At 62.5% G+C, this 19,780-nt stretch carries 15 protein-coding genes; 4 read left to right on the forward strand and 11 right to left on the reverse strand.

From position 1 onward, the window contains the following. Positions 1-123: 123 nt before the first annotated feature. Complete coding sequence (gene groL / locus RT131_RS13755; protein WP_312917138.1) at positions 124-1,773, reverse strand: chaperonin GroEL; 1,650 nt, start codon at positions 1,771-1,773, stop codon at positions 124-126. An 84-nt stretch (positions 1,774-1,857) separates the two neighbouring features. Continuing rightward, on the reverse strand, positions 1,858-2,145 hold the full coding sequence (locus tag RT131_RS13760) for a co-chaperone GroES (RefSeq protein WP_057626824.1): 288 nt from the start codon (positions 2,143-2,145) through the stop codon (positions 1,858-1,860). 698 nt (positions 2,146-2,843) lie between these two features. Here RT131_RS13760 and RT131_RS13765 point away from each other — a divergent pair. After that, a complete protein-coding gene (locus RT131_RS13765; protein ID WP_313173372.1) occupies positions 2,844-3,137 on the forward strand; it encodes a hypothetical protein in 294 nt (97 codons plus the stop codon). Between the two features lie 273 nt (positions 3,138-3,410). Here the strand turns inward: RT131_RS13765 and RT131_RS13770 are convergent, their stop codons facing one another. From RT131_RS13770 to RT131_RS13810, 9 genes are all read right to left on the reverse strand, one after another. Next, positions 3,411-3,857 (reverse strand): SMI1/KNR4 family protein, encoded by a 447-nt coding sequence (locus RT131_RS13770; protein WP_313173373.1) that lies wholly within the window; start codon positions 3,855-3,857, stop codon positions 3,411-3,413. Then, positions 3,826-8,598: an RHS repeat-associated core domain-containing protein gene (locus RT131_RS13775; protein ID WP_313173374.1), complete on the reverse strand. Its 4,773-nt coding sequence runs from the start codon at positions 8,596-8,598 to the stop codon at positions 3,826-3,828. The genes RT131_RS13770 and RT131_RS13775 overlap by 32 nt, the downstream gene beginning before the upstream one ends. A gap of 23 nt (positions 8,599-8,621) precedes the next feature. Continuing rightward, positions 8,622-9,068, reverse strand: a complete 447-nt coding sequence (locus RT131_RS13780; RefSeq protein ID WP_313173375.1) for a DcrB-related protein — start codon at positions 9,066-9,068, stop codon at positions 8,622-8,624. A gap of 5 nt (positions 9,069-9,073) precedes the next feature. Then, positions 9,074-11,515, reverse strand: a complete 2,442-nt coding sequence (gene tssI, locus RT131_RS13785; protein ID WP_313173376.1) for a type VI secretion system tip protein TssI/VgrG — start codon at positions 11,513-11,515, stop codon at positions 9,074-9,076. Positions 11,516-11,774: 259 nt separating this feature from the next. Next, on the reverse strand, positions 11,775-14,033 hold the full coding sequence (locus RT131_RS13790; RefSeq protein WP_313173377.1) for a hypothetical protein: 2,259 nt from the start codon (positions 14,031-14,033) through the stop codon (positions 11,775-11,777). 20 nt (positions 14,034-14,053) lie between these two features. Next, positions 14,054-14,764 (reverse strand): prepilin-type N-terminal cleavage/methylation domain-containing protein, encoded by a 711-nt coding sequence (locus RT131_RS13795; protein WP_313173378.1) that lies wholly within the window; start codon positions 14,762-14,764, stop codon positions 14,054-14,056. Then, the gene (locus RT131_RS13800; protein WP_313173379.1) at positions 14,761-15,180 is read right to left on the reverse strand and encodes a hypothetical protein; all 420 of its coding nucleotides are present in this window, start codon (positions 15,178-15,180) and stop codon (positions 14,761-14,763) included. Before RT131_RS13800 ends, RT131_RS13795 begins: the two co-directional genes overlap by 4 nt. After that, the gene (locus RT131_RS13805; protein ID WP_313173380.1) at positions 15,164-15,664 is read right to left on the reverse strand and encodes a prepilin-type N-terminal cleavage/methylation domain-containing protein; all 501 of its coding nucleotides are present in this window, start codon (positions 15,662-15,664) and stop codon (positions 15,164-15,166) included. The genes RT131_RS13800 and RT131_RS13805 overlap by 17 nt, the downstream gene beginning before the upstream one ends. Further along, complete coding sequence (locus RT131_RS13810; protein ID WP_313173381.1) at positions 15,661-16,068, reverse strand: prepilin-type N-terminal cleavage/methylation domain-containing protein; 408 nt, start codon at positions 16,066-16,068, stop codon at positions 15,661-15,663. Before RT131_RS13810 ends, RT131_RS13805 begins: the two co-directional genes overlap by 4 nt. Positions 16,069-16,254: 186 nt before the next feature. Between RT131_RS13810 and cutA the strand changes: the two genes are divergently transcribed. From cutA to RT131_RS13825, 3 genes are read left to right on the forward strand one after another with little or no spacing between them, the layout of a single operon-like run. After that, positions 16,255-16,578 carry a divalent-cation tolerance protein CutA gene (cutA, locus tag RT131_RS13815; protein WP_313173382.1) on the forward strand — a complete coding sequence of 108 codons (324 nt, stop codon included), beginning with the start codon at positions 16,255-16,257 and terminating at the stop codon, positions 16,576-16,578. A gap of 3 nt (positions 16,579-16,581) precedes the next feature. Then, positions 16,582-18,939 (forward strand): protein-disulfide reductase DsbD, encoded by a 2,358-nt coding sequence (locus RT131_RS13820; protein WP_313173383.1) that lies wholly within the window; start codon positions 16,582-16,584, stop codon positions 18,937-18,939. Continuing rightward, positions 18,939-19,529 carry a TlpA disulfide reductase family protein gene (locus RT131_RS13825; protein ID WP_313173384.1) on the forward strand — a complete coding sequence of 197 codons (591 nt, stop codon included), beginning with the start codon at positions 18,939-18,941 and terminating at the stop codon, positions 19,527-19,529. Before RT131_RS13820 ends, RT131_RS13825 begins: the two co-directional genes overlap by 1 nt. The last annotated feature ends 251 nt before the right edge of the window (positions 19,530-19,780 follow it).

Consider the following 19,780-nt stretch of genomic DNA (forward strand, 5'->3'; position numbering starts at 1 on the left):
GCCGCAAAACCTACCCCTCCCCAACCCTCCCCTTGCCTGCGGCAAAGGGAGGGGGCGAAAAACAAAACCCCGCCTTTCGGCGGGGTTTTGCGTACTACAGGCAGCGGTGAGGCTGCGGTGGACTTAGAAGTCCATGCCGCCCATGCCACCCATGCCGCCCATGCCACCGGCGCCGCCCATTGCCGGCTCGTCCTTCTTCGGAGCTTCGGCAACCATGGCTTCGGTGGTGATCATCAGGCCAGCGATCGAGGCTGCGTTCTGCAGCGCCGAACGGGTCACCTTGGTCGGGTCCAGGATGCCGAATTCCAGCATGTCGCCGAATTCGCCGGAAGCGGCGTTGTAGCCGAAGCTGCCGGTGCCTTCCTTGACCTTGTTGACGATGACCGACGGCTCTTCACCGGCGTTGGCAACGATTTCGCGCAGCGGGGCTTCCATCGCGCGCAGGGCGATCTGGATGCCGTGGTTCTGGTCTTCGTTGTTGCCCTTCAGGCCGGCCAGAGCGGTGACAGCGCGCACCAGCGCAACGCCGCCGCCCGGGACCACGCCTTCTTCGACGGCTGCGCGGGTAGCGTGCAGGGCGTCGTCAACGCGATCCTTCTTTTCCTTCATTTCGATTTCGGTCGAGGCGCCGACCTTGATCACGGCAACGCCGCCGGCCAGCTTGGCAACGCGTTCCTGCAGCTTCTCGCGATCGTAGTCCGAAGAGGTTTCTTCGATCTGGGTCTTGATCTGCTTGACGCGCGACTCGATGCCGGCAGCTTCGCCAGCGCCATCGATGATGGTGGTGTTTTCCTTGGAAACCTGCACCTTCTTGGCGCGGCCCAGGTCCTTGATGGTGGCCTTTTCCAGCGACAGGCCAACTTCCTCGGAGATCACGGTGCCGCCGGTCAGCACGGCCATGTCTTCCAGCATCGCCTTGCGACGGTCGCCGAAGCCCGGTGCCTTGACGGCCACGACCTTGACGATGCCACGGATGGTGTTGACCACCAGGGTAGCCAGCGCTTCGCCTTCGATGTCTTCGGCGATGATCAGCAGCGGCTTGCCTGCCTTGGCGACGCCTTCCAGCACCGGCAGCAGATCACGCACGTTGGAGATCTTCTTGTCGTGCAGCAGGATGAACGGGTCGTCCAGGTCGGCGGTCTGCGACTGCTGGTTGTTGATGAAGTACGGCGACAGGTAGCCGCGGTCGAACTGCATGCCTTCAACGACGTCCAGCTCGTTTTCCAGACCCGAGCCTTCTTCAACGGTGATCACGCCTTCCTTGCCGACGCGCTTCATCGCTTCGGCAATGATGTTGCCGATCGACTCGTCCGAGTTGGCCGAGATGGTGCCGACCTGGGCAATGGCCTTGTCGTCAGCGGTGGGCTTGGAGATGTTCTTCAGCTCGGCGACGGCGGCAACCACGGCCTTGTCGATACCGCGCTTGAGGTCCATCGGGTTCATGCCGGCGGCAACGGCCTTGGCGCCTTCGCGGATCAGGGCCTGGGCCAGCACGGTGGCGGTGGTGGTGCCGTCGCCAGCATCGTCATTGGTGCGCGAAGCAACTTCCTTCACCATCTGCGCGCCCATGTTCTCGAACTTGTCAGCCAGTTCGATTTCCTTGGCGACGGACACGCCGTCCTTGGTGATGGTCGGGGCGCCGAAGCTCTTCTCGAGCACGACGTTGCGGCCCTTCGGGCCCAGGGTTGCCTTGACGGCATTGGCGAGAACGTTGACGCCGCGCACCATGCGCGAACGGGCGTCTTCACCGAAACGAATATCCTTGGCAGCCATTGCGATTACCTCTGAGTAGAGCCGAGCCAAGCTCGGCTGCTTTTATCGGGAAAGGGGTATTACAGGAACAGGTGGCGCGGCGGCTCAGCCGATGACGGCAAGCACGTCGTCTTCGCGCAGCACCTTGTACTCGACGCCTTCGGCCTTGTAGGACGAACCGGCGTACTGGCCGTAAATGACCTTGTCGCCAACCTTCAGCGACGGGGCGCGCACCGAACCGTTGTCCAGCGGCTTGCCCGGGCCCACGGCCACGACTTCACCCTTGGTGGACTTTTCCTTGGCCGAATCCGGGATCAGGATGCCGCCGGCGGAGATTTCGTCGGCTTCGATCGGCTTGACCACAACGCGGTCGTGAAGCGGCTTGATGCTCATGAAAGACCTCTTAAGTAATTGATTGGCCTGAAATTCCGGCGACACCAGCGGTAAAACCAAGGGGATGCCGGCATCACGCGTAAAAAGACCCGTCGAACGGGCTTGTCTGGGAGATGGGGCTGGCCGGGGACCTTTCAAGGGCAGGCCGGCAAATTGATTGGGGGGTACCGCCGGCCGGGCGGCGGGGCCTATCGCCGCGCCAAGTCAGCTGCCCCAGGACATGCATCATGTAATCCCGTGCCATCCAGTGATCCCCAAGATACGGCCGCGCAATGGGTCCACCAGTTGCAATGCCGAAGCGCCGCCGCGGACAGCCCCCTCCTGCACAGGCACCTCCCGGCCCTCCCCCATGCCGGAGTGGATGTCGCCCCTTGGGCGTCCCTGCGCACTGAAAGTGTCATTGCCATGCCTGCACAAGTACGCAACCACAGACGCCACCGTTCAAGACGCTGCCTGGGATCCGTCGCGCATGGATGGCGGCCGGGAAGTCGCCCCCCCCCCCCGTTGCCAGCGGCATCCAGATCTCCTTCTGCCCTCCCTTTTTCCTGACCGAAGAGAAGCCCAGCTCCTCACACACGTTCAAGCCGAAGCCGTCTACAGCGCCCGCGGCGGCAATGACGCTGAACGTCTGACCCAGGCCATGGGGCCTGTCCAACTTCAAATCCCGCCTGGGCAATGCGCACCAGAACGCGGTGGACATGCGCCACCAGATGAAGGCGCTGAAGATTCCGGACGATGCTGCGGAACTGGACGCCAAGCTGGTGACGTCACTACAAGAGGCGGTGATCTGGTATGACTCCATGCTCAAGCTCACCGACCTGCTGGATGGTTTCAGCGACGAGCAGGCAGCACCCTTGCTTGAAGCAATGGATGCGACCGCGACCAAGTTCGACGAGCTCACCGAGGAGCTGGAGCAGATGCAGGATGCCTACGCCAGAAAACACCGCATCGACCTGACCCACGCCGAATCCCCGACAGCAAGCGAAAGCTGATTCTCTCAGCAGCTGCCAACAGCGCGCAGGACGTTGCTCAATTTGATACAGCGCCTGCGCGCCACCCGCTTGGCCTGAGCAGAAACCGATAGGTCATTACATGCCACCCAATGGGGCCAGGCCGAGGCGCCGCTCGAAACAAAACCACCAAGAGCAGCACCCCTTTTAAAATGTTAGCCAAAGGGGCCATTTACGTTAGCCGGGGAACAACGCGACTTCGACATCACAAAGTAAACCTCACGCTGCCCCTATCCTTCCCAGCATTTCGCACTATCAATACGAAATCGAATCTATACCTGCTCCATTCTCAAGCAAGTCAGCGAGGCTTCCGCAAATATGGACAGCCTCCTCCGGATCGATATTCCCATTACCAACAAGGTAAACCCCCTCCCCTGAAGCCCCGTTCATGAAGAGAAATGTCCTTCCTCCGCCGTCGTCCCCAAAGGGTATTGCGCCCGGGATGTACTTGGTGAACATATAAGCTTCATTCATTTCAATACATCCTTTCGGGCCCCATATCCTAAAGTACTGCCCGGACTTTGCTTCAAACTCCATTTCGGTCTTTTCGAGCGAAAGTGACACATAATCATCGGGAATCAGCGGGAATACATTTTTAAGTTTTTCAACATCCCGTAGCGACGCCCCTTGCTTACTAGCCAGAAGCCGAACATCTTTTGACAAGTTCATTTCAAAACCCCGAAACTCGTTGATATGAAACACCAAGTTTGTCGAGCATACTGTATTGCTGCGCCAAGACCTTAGAGATTGTAGCGCCACTAAATCCAGCAGACCTAAGATCTTCTGGGATACTATTTAGCTCCTGATCCAACGTTGAACTCCAGACCCCCTGCCCACTGTCCTTTCGGTCTCTGTATCTTGCATTTTGTGCATTCGAGATCGCGGTGTGCGGAGACCCCTTTCCGGTTTCAATGGTGATCGTGGGTGCAAGGTTCGGGTTATATCCTGGCAGATTTTGCTTTGCCCACTCCTGCTGTAGACCATGATGGGATTGGAGTCGATTTCCATTGGGGCCAACCCCCCGTGGTTTTGGCTGCGCAGTACCATGCATTGTATTGAACAGGACATAAGGATCATTTGGATCAAGCCCTTGCGTCGGCGGTGGGCAAGCCGTCAAACCCAAGGGATCAACATGCGTATTCGGATTATCTACATACCCTTGTGGCCTGAGCCCTCCGCCTAATCCCAACGGATCAGGCGACAAGTACTGCGCACCGTGCGGATCATAGTAACGATGCCGGTTATAGTGTAGACCGCTCTCGGCGTCGTAGTACTGCCCGGGAAAGCGGATCGGGCAATCCACTGCGTCGTCGTTGGCGGCTGCTCGGCGCCATACGCGTTGCTGGCCCCAGGCCTTGGGGCTGTTGCTCCAGACCAATTCACCGGTTTCGTCCAGCAGTTCGCGCGGCGTACCGACGTGGTCGGAGACGACATACCAGAGCTTATCTGCGCGCTTCTGTGCGAGCGGGGTCAGGCCGCCGGGTGCGTAGGCCCATTGCGTGGCTTGATCGTAGGCCACGGTCCCATCGGCGTAGATCGGCGCCGCTTCAATCAGCTGATCCCGGCTCCACAAATATTCCTCACCCACAACAATGCGCTTTGTATCCGCTGCGCGCGCCGCGGTTGATCCGTCGTTTGGGCCTGCCAGCGAATCGCCATCCGGCCCTGAATCCCGCAGCCCGCCTGCGATCACTTTCAGTTTGCGGATACGCCGCCCAAGCCCATCGTATGCGTAGCGCCAGCGTTCACCCTTGGGCGTGGTCAGCTCGATCAACCGGTTGTCGGCGTCCCAGCGGTAGCTCCAGTGTTGCGGCCGGAAGCCATTGGGCTGTTCTGTCTTCTCACACAGGCGGCCCTGCGCGTCGTAGCGATACGTGGTGCCACCCTGGCGAACTATGCGGCCGGCACGTTGCTGCACGCTATGGCGCTCTACCCCTGGGAGATTGGACAACGTGCGGTTGACCAGATTGAGGGCACCGTCGTAGACGAAGCTTTCGTCCAGCGATGGTTGATGCGCGCTGCCGTCCAGATGCTGGCCGATGACCTGGTTGTTGCCGTTGTAGCGGAAACGGCTGCTGCCCCAGCGCTGGTCGATCTGCACGGGATTGAAGGCGCGGTCGTATTGATAGCTGCGCTGCACCACCGTTGCCTGCCCCTGCAATCCATAGGCGTGCGACGGGTACGACAATGCATCGTCACTTGGCGTACTGCCGGCAGTTTGCTTGGTGAGCAAGCTCAGTGGATTGAATTGCTGCGCCAGCTGGAAGCCTGCTGCGCTGTGCCGCTGCACATCGCGACCCAAGGCATCACGCTGGATCTGCAGCGGTGCATGACCTTCAATGCCCAGCGACGTCAAGGCGCCATTGACGTCGTAAGCCCAGTGCACCTGGTGGTCGGCGCTCAGTTCCTTGGGAGCACCAGTGAGTTCGTCGTAGCTCCAGCGCACTTCGCGGCCGTTGCTGCGCTCAGCCAGCAGACGGCCCACAGCGTCACGTTCGTACTCGAGCACACTGTCGCCGTGGCTGACGCGGATCAGGCGACCGTGATCGTCGTAGTCGAGCTTGGTATCGATGCTTGGGCTATCGGGATGGGCCGAGCGGCGGCGGATCGCCAGCAGCCGGCCACTGGCGAGGTGGTAGTCGTAACCAACCGTGGAGCCGTCTGGGCGCTGGGTGGTGTGCAGCCAACCGGCAGCGTTGTAGTCATAGCGGGTCTGCGCGCCGCCGTAGTCGGTCTCCTTGATCAGGCGGCCGGCTGCGTCGTACTCGTAGCGATAACTTTCGCCGACGCCGTTGGTGACGCAGACCAGCCGGGTCAGCTTGTCGTACCCCAGCTGCAAGCCACCACCTGCCGGATAGTGCACGTGCTCCAGCAGATCGAAAGCACCGTACTGGTAATGCGTGGTGCGGCCTTCGCCATCGCTATGACATATCGGCAGGCGCTCGCTGTCGTAGCTGATCTGCTGTGTGCTGCCGTCAGCGAGGATAAGCTTGCTGACGGAGCCGCGCGGATTGGCATGATCGGCGTGTTCATAGCGGGTCGACTGGCCGAGTGCGTCCTGGCTTTCCACTGTCCTGCCGAACAGATCCTTGTGCAGCGTATGCTGGCTGCCATCGGCACGGGTCAGCTTGGTGAGCCGTTGGTAGCGGTCGTAGTCCAGACGCAGCTGTGTGCCATCCGGGTTCTCCTGGCGCAGCAGCTGGCCGTTCCCGCTGATGCGATAGCAGGTACGCTGACCGAGTGGATTGACCGCAGCAATCAGGTTTCCGCGTGCATCATGGCTGAACCCCCACTGGGTTCCGTCCGAGCTTGCGGCCGATGTGAGGGCACCAAGGCTGCTATAGCCGTAGCGCTCCCACGACGCATCCGGATGGCTGACCTGCACCAGCTCGTCAAAATCGTTGTACTCGAAGCGGGTAACCCGCCCCAGTGGATCGGTTTGCGACAGCTTGAGGTTGTTCTCGTCCCACTCCGTCAGCCAGTGATGGCCGAGGGGGTCAATCTGGCAAATGATCAGGCCTTCGGCATTATGATAGTACTGGCTGCAGCCGCCTTCAGCGTCGTAGTAGAGAGCGCAGTTCCGCACGTCGTCATAGACGAAGCGATCTGCATAGTGGCCACTGTCGGTGCGCGTACTCAGCACGCGGCCCCTTGCGTCGTACTCCACGTGTGCGCCGGTGAGCGCAGTGTCGTGCCAGCGCAGCATGCGGCCATCACGATCATAGCCATGGAACAGGGTTCCAAACTGATGGCTACGGCATTGCGCCAGCCGCCCGTCGGCGTCATAGCTACAACGCAGAAGTTCCAAACCATCCTCGGCCCCGCCTTGCACCTGTACCGAGATGACCCGGCGATCAAGGCACTGCACCAGCAATGCATAGCCGTCGCTGTGCTCAATGCGGGCGAGCGCGCCGTTGGCGTAGTGGAAGCGGATGCGGTTACCGTTGATATCCTCGATGTCACTCAAGCGTCGTGTTTGACCATCTTCCTGGCCAAAGCTGAGCACCGTGCGGGTGCTGCGGTCGAACAGACGCAGCACTTGCGAGCGCCTGCCGAACAGGCAGTAACGGCGCTCGCGAAGATTGACGGCCTGTACCTCGTCATCCGGCGTATGGAATACGAGCGTCGCGCCATGCGGTGTATGCAAGGTGGCGGTTTCGCCATCCAGCTCCAGCCGCTGCGACCATTCATCCATCCACTTGTCACCAAACGCACCACGGAACGACGCCGTCGAGCGATAGCTTCGGGTGAGCTGTAGTGGCAAGGTTCCGGGTAGCGCCAGTACTGGCCACTGCTGCAGGAAGTCGCCGGTGCCGATGTCAACAGGATCGCTGACGCATTTATTTGTCCCCGGTTGACTGCCGCTGCCTTTGGAGGAGGTAGTAGCAGGCTTGGAGGTATTGGGCGCAGGGGGTGGATCTTGCTTCGGCTTCGGTTGCGCATCCGGTTTCGGCTTCTGCTGCTGTGGCGGCGCATCGGCACCAGGCTTCGGTTTCTTTCCACGCGGCAACGGCAGCAGATTCACAACAATGTTGGCCCAGCGCAGCGCAGGTGAGCGGCTGTCTTTGACCTCATGGATCACGGCCGTTTCAATGGTTTCAACTATCGTCCTGCAGCCGTCATTGACGTTGCCATCACAGGTGCTGCGATGACCAACACGCACGATATTGCGGCCATTGGCATAGACGGTTTTGGCGCCTTCAGCCAGCAGGCTTGGCCCCGGGTGTTCGGAGCACGCCACCCGATCGCCAACCCGCGCGACGGGCCTGCCCTCGAAGAACACATTTGCTGAGCCTTCGGCGATGACACCTTTGTTGTCGCCATACTGCCCAGCGGTGGATGCAAAGGTGGCGATACCTGCGCCGACAAATCCTGCGGTAGCAGCGGCGGCAGCGAGCACAAGCAGACCGGCACCACAGGTTGCCACGGTCACTGCGACAATGGCGATCGCGGCAGCCGCGCCAATGATGGCGCCCCACAGGGCGGCGTTTTTGTTGATATGCCCGATCGGGTCGCCCATGCGCGCCGGCGCATCACCCTCGGTGGCGACTTTCTTGCCGCCGCCCAACGTGCCGCAGAACAGATCCGCCAGGCCGGCGCCGGCCATGCTGCCCAGATAACCTCCTGCCATGCCCGCGCCAGCGGCAATAGCGAACGTTCCCAGCGAGACAGCCGCTGCAGTGCCAGCAGCGGCAACGCCAGCACTCGCCGCGCCCGCTGCAGCCACACCCGCAGAACCCAGCGCCGATGCCCCCATCAATCCGTAGTTGAACTCCTCGCTTTCGAGGACATCCAGCACGTTGTTGTTGCCCCTATCAAAATCGCTGACATCGGGGTTTGGAATGCTGTAACTGTCCTGCGGCGGCTGGCGCACTATATCCATGATTTCATTGCGTCGAGCGCTGTTGGCCGCACCCACTGCAACGCTTGTCTGCACCGTCATGGTTTGGTTTTCCCCTCCGACACTTATTGCGCTACGACGGCGCTTTTGTCTTGGCCGGTGCGAAAGCGGAAGGTCTCCACCAGGGCCAGAATCTGCTGCTTCTGCTCCTGCGATATCAGCCCCGGCATACTGGCGGTGAAAATCAGCGCACGTTGTTGTTCGGCAGTCAGCACCATGCATTGATGGATCGGCCCTTGCGCCGATGACCAGCTGAATTCGGACAACATGGCTTCACGGCCATCCACCTGCATGGGCAGCAGTTCCAGCTGTTTGTGGTCCTTCAGACTGCTGGCGATTGCCGCAATTTCCTTCTTTGCGAAGCTCTCAAACGCCATGCCCCACGGCAGTGTGTCGCGGGAAATGGTGAAGCTCAGCCCGGTGCCATTGCCTTGCGCGGTAGTAAGCACATTGATGCTCTCGTCCTTCCACGCAGCGGGAATCTGGATGGTGCCTTCATTGATAGCGAACATTCTTCTCAGCTCTTTTCTTTATTCAGATGGACTACCGGGCCATCGATGAAGATGCCTTTTTTGCTGATCACGATGCTGGACGGACCAAACTCCAGTTTGATCATTTCTTTCGTCATCGTGACGCTGCCAGCACCTACGGCGTGTTTGATCTGGTCGCTGGCCTCGTACAGCTGCGTACCCGGGCTATCGGTTTTCCCCTTGGTCTTGACCTGTACCGTATTGGCATCGGTGGAACGCATCTTGGCGATGGTTTCGCTCAGCCCGCCTTGGGCCAGCGTCTTTGACTCGTCACCGGTTTTCAACGTGACCGAGCGGTTGCCCTTGTCCACCACGTGCGTTTCTGCATCCAGCACGGTGATGTTCATATCCTTCTGCGAATACAGATCAATCAGCTCTTTGCCGGCGGTATCGCGGATCGTCATGCGGCACTGACCGCCACCACCAGGCGTGGAATTGCTGATGAAGCCCATGACGGTGCCGCCATCCGGACCGTCGAACGGCATGGTCTGCTGGGCGTTGAACAGGCGCCCGGTGCACACCGGGCGGTCCGGGTCACCTTCGATGTAGTCGATCAGCACTTCCTGGCCGATGCGGGGAATCGACACCGTGCCCCAGCCGCGCCCGGCCCAGGGCTGGGAAACACGTATCCAGCATGAGCTCGATTGATCGTGCTTGCCTTCCAGGTCCCACGGGAACTGCACCTTGATGCGGCCGAGCTTGTCGGTGTGGATCTCCTGACCCGCCGGGCCAACCACGGTCGCGGTCTGCGGGCCTTTCATGGCGGGCTTGGCGTGATGACGAACCGGCCTGTACGGCACCTTGCGGCGGATCATGGTCAGGCTGTTGTCATACACATCCGCCTGGCCTGCGCTGTTGCCGTCCAGATTGAAGTTGTTGCGCGCATTGATCTGCGTACCAACCACCAGGAAGTCGGCATCGGCCTCGCTTTCAAACCAATGATGGCCACTCAACTGGAACGTGTGGCCGGCCTGCATGCCACGGCATTGCGATTGCGCCATGAACAGCTTGGCCTGCCATTCGTAGGCCTCCATCAGATGCTGGGCGTCGCGGCTGCCGGCTTTCTTGTCCGGATAGGCGTAAGCCGGATTGCCGTGATAGACGGTCAACTTCGGCACCTCGCCTTGGTGGGCGACCGTGGGCTGCTCCACATACTGCACCGCATACGGATCGGCGTACTTGAAGGTATTCAAGGCCACCGCGCTGGGCTGGAAATTGCGGTAGGCCGCCAGTGCGGTGAGCGTGTCCTGCGCGTCTACATGATCGCCGGCGTTGTAGCGGACCACGGCATGACCAGTTTGCGGCGGGCAGAACGCGCTGTCGGCCGAGTCATCACTGATGACCAGACGATGGCCATCGGCGCGATGTTCGAAGTAGTAGAACAGGCCGTAGCGCTCAAGCAGGCGGCTGACGAAGTTCAGGTCGCTTTCGTCGTACTGGACAATATAGGTTTCCGCGCCGGGCCTGCGAGTAACCCGCACCTGGTAGTCCGGCAGGCCGCCATAGTCCTTGAACACCACGTCCAGCACATCCAACGCCGACATGTCCTGGAAGATGCGGCTGTTGATGCGCGCGCCCAGGTACCACAGCCACGGCCGCAGCTCGGCGCTGTACACCGCAAGGCCGCCGTCGGTGCTGGCGAAGCCGAAGGAGGTGACGTATCCATTGACCGGGTACTCACTGCCATCAGCCAGCTTGATGCCGACGGTGAAGCTATTGCCCATCACTTCCTGCAGGTCGATACCCGCATTTCGCGACAGCAACTGCAGGCGATAGCAGTACAGGTCCGACAGCGCGCTGCTTCCTTCCATCGCCGATGCGTACAGCCGCTTGTCTCCGCTGAGCGGCGCGTGCAAGCGCAGCAGGCGGCCCTTGTCCTCGAGTACGCCGCGCTCCTCGTCGAAGGCTTCGCGCAGGCGGGCCATCGGCGGCGCGTAGAACTCGGGCTTGCGGATGAAATCCTGCACGGCCTGGCCGCCCAACGGGTGCTCGTCGGGAATCAACGTGGCAGGGACAAAGGGGGGCGTCGCCAGCGCTGGCAGGCTGGTGGCAGCGACAAACGGCGGCGTCGCGAATGCAGGCAGACCGGGGGAGGTAACAAAGGACTGCGCCAGGGTGGTGGCATCGGACGCCGCGCCCATCAGAGCTGAAAGCTCCGGAACAGCAATGCCTGCCAGCGGCGTGCTGGCGGCAATCACTCCCGCAACGTTGTCACCTTGCAGCGCCTGCACCACGCCCACCGCAGACGAAACCGCCGCGACAGCCTTATGCGCTTTGGCAGCGATTTCACCATCGATGGATTGCAGCGCGGCATCGGCTGCCTTCAATGCGTTGGCAGGGATCAGCGTGTCAGCTGCTGATTTCGCCGCCACAAACGTTGAAGTTCCGACGCCGTGCTTGGACGGTGAACTCTTGAAATTTTCTGGCATGCAGCTTCCTGCCGCGCACGGCACAAGGCGAAGGACTATTCCTTCGACTTTAGGCAGGTTGCCGCCAGGATGATTCGGGATTCATCTGAAAATCAGTGAAAACAGCCTTTTCCCCGCTTGCGTGGGAATGCCGGTTTCACCACGAAAACCAACGAAGTCAACGCCAATAAAAAAAATGGCGTGCCCCGGGGGATTGCGGGACACGCCATACCAAGAGAGAGCCGCCCGGACTGCAGGCTGAACTACTTTTTTTCGAATATCACAGGTATCGCGACCACTGCACCGAGGCACTGGCCGGGCTTGCCGGCAGCCCGCTGCTGCCGGTGCTGCACACGGGTATCAGGTTCAGGCCACCACCACTGGGAACATCGACCGAGATGCCACCGGCCGAGATGGTGGTGTTGGACGTCTGGTTGCTGCCTACGGTCAGGCTGCCATGGATGGTCACCGTGGCACCGCTGGTCGACAACTGCTTGCCCAGCATCACGCTGCCACGCAGTTCCCAACCGGCAATCGAGGCACCGCCTTCGGCGATGACGGCGGTATTGGCGATCGGCAGGCCCTGGTAGGTCTGTGGCTTGCCGTCGGCTCCCTGCCCTTCCCATTCGACGAACTGCGAACGGCTGGCGCACAGGTTGCTCGGATAGAAGTCGCCGCCGCAGACCCGGGTGGCACCGGCAAAGTTCGGCGCGATGAGATCCCGGTGACCGGCACTGGTGAAGGTGATGTTGCCGCCACAGGTCGCCTGTTCCGGATCGTCACACCCGCGCACGACGATGCTGTTCAGCATTTCGGTGCTGGTGCCATCGATCTTCACCGACTGGTCGAACCAAAGCACGCCCGCCGGCATCTTGCCGACGCCGTGCAACAACCAGCTGCCATCGCGCTGGAGGGCGTTCAGGCAGCCCTTGTCATTGGTGTTGTTGCAGGTCATCAGTTCCTGCAGGAGTGCCAGCTGCACCGCATTGGGATTCTTCAGCGGGTATACGCCGTCGATGGATTCGCCATTGGCGCGCTTGACGTTGCGGATGGTCAGCTGCGGCGCGCCGTCGACCGTGCTGAAAGCGTAGTTGGCCATGCCCAGGAAGTTGTCGGCATCAACCGGCTTCACCCGCGCTTCGCAGTAGGGGATGCCAGGCAGGCCCGGCGTCGCCCCGGCCTGGTTGGCCTGCACGTTGCCGAGGCTCTTGTTGATGCTGCCAGCGAGCTGGCCCGCACCGGTCACCGAGACCTCGGTGACCGTCATGTTGCCGCCACCGAGCAGGTTCTTGACCGTACCCGAGGTCATTGCGATGGTGCCGCTCGCCCACAGCGTCTCGTACTTGCCGCTCCAGCCGGACACGGTGACGTTATAGCCCCACAGCTGGCCAACGGTGAGCGTTGCCAGCCCCACCGTGCCACCGGCAATGCGGGTGGAGCGGAAGCTGAGCCCATCCGGCAGGCTGGCATCGTCCGCGCCCTTCAAGCGCTCGGCATCGGCCGCGCCCGTCAGCAGACCGGTGCTGGGATCAACCCTCAGCAGTGGGTTGCCCGCACTGTCCTGCTTGCCGAAATCCAGCAGGAACTGGCTCTCGTCGGTGAGGGTGACCACCACGTGACCGCTGTTCAACGGCGCAACGGTACCGGTCACCCAGGGCGTGTCACCGGTAACGGTACCCGGGATCAAGCGCCCGCCGACCTCGGCGGTGCCGATGAGCTGCGTGCCGGAGTAGACCCCGACGGCATATGCGCCTGCCTTGATGGCGTTGTAGTTGCCACCGCTGACGCCGTTGCCGATCTGGATGTTGCGTGCCCACAAGGTGGTGCCGCTGGGATTGCCCATGCCATCGATGCGGATGCTGCCTTCCGAATACAGATGACCGTTGTCGGTGATACCACCGCCGGTCATGGAGACATCGCCCTTGACGCAGCCGGAGATGCGCGCAGTGGAACCGCCACCGATGGTCAGGTTGCCGGCGACCACGATGTTCTCGTAGTCCACGGCATTGGTGACGTCGAGCTTGCCACCGCTGTAATCAAGATCGCCGTTGAACACCATCGGTGCCTTCGGCATGGACGCACAGACCGGTGGCGTCCCCGGCGTACCGCTGCCGGGCAGCACGTCATAGACCACCTCCACCGTGGCGGTGGTCAAGGCGTTGCCCACGCCTGCGGTGCCGGTAACACGCGCGGTCACCTGGTAGTGATCGCTGCCGGCAGCTGCCACCGAAGTCACCGTGGCAGCGCGCACGCCCAGCGCCTCCAGTCCGGTGACCGGCTTGGCGTCGTTGCCTACCCAGCCCGGCCATACACTTGTTTCCACCTGCAGCAGATACAGCCGCAGCGCTTCGACACCGCGCCAGGCAGCGGCCTGTGCCGCCGTTGCCGAATGCGTGGTCAACTGCTGTGACTGGGTACCGCGCAGCGAGTAAATGGTGGCAGCAACCGTCACCGATACCGCCAGCCCCACCATCAGCACGATCAGCAGGGTGGCGACACCGCGCTGGCGCTTCCAGGCGGAAAAGCGATTCTTGTCCATACGCGCGTGCTCCTTGTGCATCAGCTGGTGATCACTGCGAGATTGGGCAGGCAGGCCACGAACAGATGGCTGCTGGCATCACTGCGCTCCAATGCCAACTGCTGGCCCACGGCGGCGCTGGGCGTGGCACTGAAATCCTGTTGCATGTAGGGCAGGCACTGGCGCTGACCCTTGAGCGAAAACACATAGCCCGGGGCCAGCGTCATCGCGCCAAGTTCCTCTTCCCCCGCCGCAAAGGCGTTGCCATCTTTCTGCGCGGGCGTGAAGAATGCGGCACCGCCGGCCAGCAACTGCTGTTCGCTGCTGTCCCATGCCGCCACCTCGGCGTTGCTGCAGGCCTTGGAGGTGAACCGGTACAGGCCCTCGCCGTCCACCAACCGCAGGCCGGAGCAGACATAGTCGCTGGCGCTGAGGTCGGCCTTGTAACGCCATACCAGCTCCTTGCCCGCATCGCGTACGTGCAGTTTGCTGTTCAAACTGTCTGCGGCCGGCACGCCGAAGCCCGCACTCTGCAGTTCGATCTGTGCCGACAACAATGCAGCCGACACCTGGCCATCACGCAATGCCGAACGCGAGGCATTGCTGGAGACTTCCACCATGGTCTTGTACAGCGTCATCATCGCGGCGATGGTGATCAGCGAGATCACCAGACCCACCATCATGCTGATCAGGCTCTGACCGCGTTGCCGCTGGCCGCCGATACCGGAAACAGTGTGCAGGTGCATGCTCATTGCCTCGTCGAGACCAGCAGGTCGGGATCGTCTTCACCAGCGCCCTTGTTGCCGAGGTCACTGGCAGTGACGGTCAGGTCCACCCGCTGCGGCGCCTCCACGGTGCGTTCCACGCCCGCCATGGCCAGCGTGGCCGTTGCCGGCTCGCAGCTGACGGCCGCGTTCCTGGCCTCGCCGTTGGGCAGGCTGATCTCCAGCGTGGCGCTGCCGCACAGGCCCACGCCCTGGCCATGCAGGCTGTCGCGCAGGCGTTCCACCATCAGGTTTTCCACCTTGGCATCGCGCTGGCTGTTCATCACATTGGCCACGACATGCGCCAGCCCGGCACCGATGATGCTGGTGATCAGCACCCCGACCAGGGCTTCCAGCATCATGTCGCCGCGCTGGCGGCGCGGCGGATCAAAGCAGATCGACATAGAGTGGATCCTGGCTGTTCATGCCAACGGCAATACGCGAATGGGTGGCACCGCTGCTGCAACTGGCAGCGCCGGGCAAGCGCTGGCCGCGGTTGTCGAAGGCCACGCACGACAACTGGTCTGCCGCGGCCTGTAGCGCCTCGGCATCGGCGTAGTCATCGCCCCCCGTCAGGCGATACTCACCGCCACGTGGCAGTTCGCCCTGCCACAGCACCTCGTTGCCATCGCCGCGCAGGACCTGCAGGCTGCGCTCACTGCGCTGCAGACGGGCCGACGTGGCGGCGCCGATGACATGCTCGGGATTGCGCAAGGCCAACGAGCGGGTCTGCGACACAGCCTCCCACAACAGGTTGCGCGCCTGCATCTGCCGGTTGCTGTCGATCCACTGGCGCGCGAACGGCATGCTTGCCAGCGCCAGTACCGCCATCACTGCCAGGGTCACCATCAATTCGATCAGTGAAAAACCCGTGGCACGCCGACTCATGGCCAGTCACTCACGCCGGCGCAGTTGCCGGAGACGGTGCGGCTGTTGCCGGAGTCCAGCTTGAGCGTGCAACCACTGGCCTTGCCCAGTGCGCTACCGGCGACGGCCTTCAGCTCATAACCACCGCTGCTGGCGGCGTAGGTGTAGGTGAACTGGCCGGCCTTGGTCGCCGCGTTCCAGCCCTTCTTGGCGGCGGCATCAGTGGCCGGGTAGCCCAGGGTGCGCTGGCGGAAGTTCTCCACCGTACTGGACAACGCCATCAAATCGCTTTGCGCTGTACGGATCTTGCTGCGCAGGACGTAGTCCGAGTACAGCGGCATGGCGATGGCAGCCAGGATCGCGATGATGGCCACGACGATCATCAGCTCGATCAACGTGAAGCCCCGGTTGTTGTGTTGTTGCATACGCCCCCCTGTAGAGCCTTGCGAACACCTGCATCCGCCGTGGAGTGAACTTCGTAAGAATTGGCCGACATCCGTTGTCAGATGAAAACCAGGTGAAACTGTGACCGGCCGCAATATACAATTGATGACAACGATGTCAACACTTCCACCTGAAAGTGCCGTAACCGCTTCTGCGACAATGGCCGGATGGACGTAAGACTGGTCTTCTGCACCTGCCCCGACGAACAAACCGCGCAGGCCTTGGCTCAAACCCTGGTAGAGCAGCGTTTGGCTGCCTGTGTGAACTTGTTGCCTGCGATGCGGTCTGTGTACCGCTGGCAGGAGCAGATTGAACAAGCTGAAGAGGTTCAGCTGATCATCAAGACCTGCGCTGATCGGCTGGACGCGCTGAGCGCCGCCATCAGGCGGCAGCACCCGTATGAATTGCCGGAGATCGTGGCGATCTCCCCCAGCGCCGGCTTGCCGGCGTATCTGGACTGGATCCGGGCGCAGACCCGGGAGGAAACATAATTAATGATGCTGTTGCGACAATTTGCCGCCTTCTGCCTGTTTTCCCTGGCCGCCCTGCCGGCGTTGGCCATCAATGAAAAAGACCTGCTGCCGGTAGACCAGGCCTTTGCGCTGCGCGCCGAAGCGCCCAGCCGCGACCGCATCGAGCTGCGCTGGGACATCGCCCCGGGCTATTACCTTTATCACCACCGCACCAGCGTCAAGGCCGGCCCCGGCTTCACCGCCGGTGCGTTGCAGATGCCGCAGGGGGAAAAGAAGCACGACGAGTTCTTTGGCGACGTCGAGACCTACCATCGCCAGCTGCGCTCCATCCTTCCCGGCACCGCCGACCCGGGCGTCAACAGCGTCACCCTGGAAGTCCGTTACCAGGGCTGTGCCGATGCCGGCGTCTGCTATCCGCCGCAGAAGCGCACGGTCGAAGTGCGGCTGCCCGCCGCCAACGGTGGCGCCCCCGCCGCCGCGCCCGCCCCTTCGGCTGCGCCCCTGTTCAACCCGCTCGCCGGCAACAGCGGTGGCGGCCTCAACCTGCCCGGCACCGCTGCCGTGCAGGCCTTGCCGCTGCCCTCGGAAAAGGCGTTCGGCTTCGAAGCCATCGTCGACAACGGCAACCGCCTGCTGCTGCGCTTCTCGCCCGCACCGGGTTACTACCTGTACCGCGACCGCACCTCGCTGGCACTGGAAGGCGCCGACGGCGTGCGCGCCGGCCGACCGCAGTGGCCAGCCGGCAAGCCCTACCGCGACGAACACTTCGGCAACGTGGTGGTGTACTTCGACCAGGTCGACGTGCCGCTGCCGCTGCGCCGTGACAAGCCTGACGCAACCCCGGCCACCTTGGTCGTGACCTTCCAGGGCTGCCAGACCGATGGCATCTGCTACCCACCGATGACCCGCCGGGTGCGGCTGTCACTGCCTGCCGGCAAGGTCTCGCAGAAGGAGAAGGAGGAACTGGCGGTCGCCCCGCTGGTGATTCCGCCGCTGCCGGCCGGCAAGAAGGGCGACGTCACTCCGATGCCGCTGATCGACCCGGCCAACCCGCCGGCACCGCAGCCACTGGTGGTCCGGCCGGCCGCCGAGGCCGCCAGCCTGGCCGAGGCCGCACCGGATGCATCGGCCGACAACACCCGCCGCAGCCAGCCGCCGGCGCAGGCCGCAGGCGATGGTTCCTTGCTGTGGATATTGCTGTTGGCCTTGGCCGGTGGCCTGATCCTGAACCTGATGCCCTGCGTACTGCCGGTACTGTCACTGAAGGTACTTGGCGTGGCGCAGAGCGGCGAAAGCCGCCAGCGCGCACGCAACCACGCGCTCTGGTACACCGCTGGCGTGCTGGTTGCATTTGCCGCGATCGGCGCACTGGTGCTGGCCCTGCGCGCGGCCGGCCAGGCTGCCGGTTGGGGCTTCCAGCTGCAGCACCCGTGGTTCATCGCCGCACTGGTGTACCTGATGTTCGCGGTGGGCCTGAGCCTGTCCGGGCTGTTCACCCTGGGCGGCAGCGCAGGCCAACTGGGCCAGAACCTGGCCAAGCGCAGCGGCCCCAGTGGTGACTTCTTCACCGGCGTGCTGGCCTGCGTGGTCGCCAGCCCCTGCATTGCGCCGTTCATGGGCCCGGCACTGGCCTACGCCTTCACCGCCCCGCCTGCCCTGGCGATGCTGGTGTTCCTGGCACTGGGCCTGGGCCTGGCACTGCCGTTCCTGCTGATCGGTTTCGTGCCGGCGCTGGCCAAGCGCCTGCCCAAGCCGGGCGCATGGATGGAAACCTTCAAGCACGTGATGGCGTTCCCGATGTACCTCACCGCCATCTGGCTGCTGTGGGTACTGGGCAAGCAGCGCGGCATCGATGCGATGGGGCTGATGCTGATCGGCCTGACCGTGCTGGCGCTGGGTCTGTGGTGGTTCGAACGCAGCCGTTGGCACAGCCGCAGGATCGGCATGGTACTGGGCGCGGTGATCGCGCTGCTGGCCCTGGTGCCGGTGTGGGGCGTGACCCGCCTGCCACCGCCGGGCGCCGCCGTGGCCAGCGAAGGCACGGTGGCTTACTCGCCGCAGATGCTTGACCGCCTGCGCGCGGACAACCGCGTGGTGTTCGTGAACATGACTGCCGACTGGTGCGTCACCTGCAAGGCCAACGAGCGCAACGTGCTGGACCGCGACAAGTTCCGCGACACGCTGAAGCGGGTCAACGCGGTGTACATGCGCGGAGACTGGACCAATGTGGATCCGCAGATCAGCGCCTTCCTCGACCAGCACAAGGCCGTCGGCGTACCGCTGTACGTGGTCTACGGCCCGGGCGCACCGCCGCGCGTGCTGCCGACCGTGCTGACCCAGTCCGTCGCCGAAGAAGCGCTGCTGCGCGCGGCACGCTGATGCGCCGCGCCGTATGGTGGGTGGCAGGTATTGCCGCAGCGGCCGGGCTGTCCGCCGGCGCATGGCTGAGCCGCCCAGCAACGCCGGCACGGCCATCGATGAGCGAACCTGCCACGGCGCCGCGTTCGGCCACGCCGGTGCAGGGTGTACGCGTCGGCGAACTGATGCCCTCGTTCGCCCTGCCCGACCTGGATGGCATGCCGGTGCAGTTCCCGGAGCGCTTCAAGGGCAAGCCGTTGCTGATCAATGTATGGGCAAGCTGGTGCGCGCCCTGCATCGAAGAGATGCCGGAACTGGCGCGCTTTGCCGCGCGTCACGCTGATAGCGGTCCGCAGGTTGTGGGGCTGGCGTTGGATACACCCGATGCGGTGTTGGATTTTCTTGGCAATGTGCCGGTGTACTACCCCATCGTCATCGAGACACCGGGGCCGAACGACGCCAGCGTCAAGCTGGGCAACTCGCAGGGCCTGTTGCCGTACAGCGTATTGATCGACGCGCAAGGGCGCGTCCTCAAGCAGAAGCTTGGCCCGTTCAAGGCGGGCGAGATTGATGCCTGGGTAAAAGATACGCCGACCATTCCAACACCGTGATCCCGCGCCGCGGATAGACGCGGCACACTCGGCGCGACGTGAATCGCCGAAACGCGATCAAGGCAGCAGCGCTGGATTGGCGATCTGATCATTGAGTTTCCGGTGTCATGCGATGCCGTAGATTTCCGTGGCACCCGCTGGTAGATCTGCTGCCCAGGGAGTTGAGTGCATTGCATTGCATTGCATTGCTTTGCACTGCTTTGCACTGCTTTGCACTGCTTTGCACTGCTTTGCACTGCTTTGCACTGCTT

The sequence above is a fragment of the Stenotrophomonas sp. genome, assembly GCF_032066555.1.
Taxonomy (GTDB): domain Bacteria; phylum Pseudomonadota; class Gammaproteobacteria; order Xanthomonadales; family Xanthomonadaceae; genus Stenotrophomonas.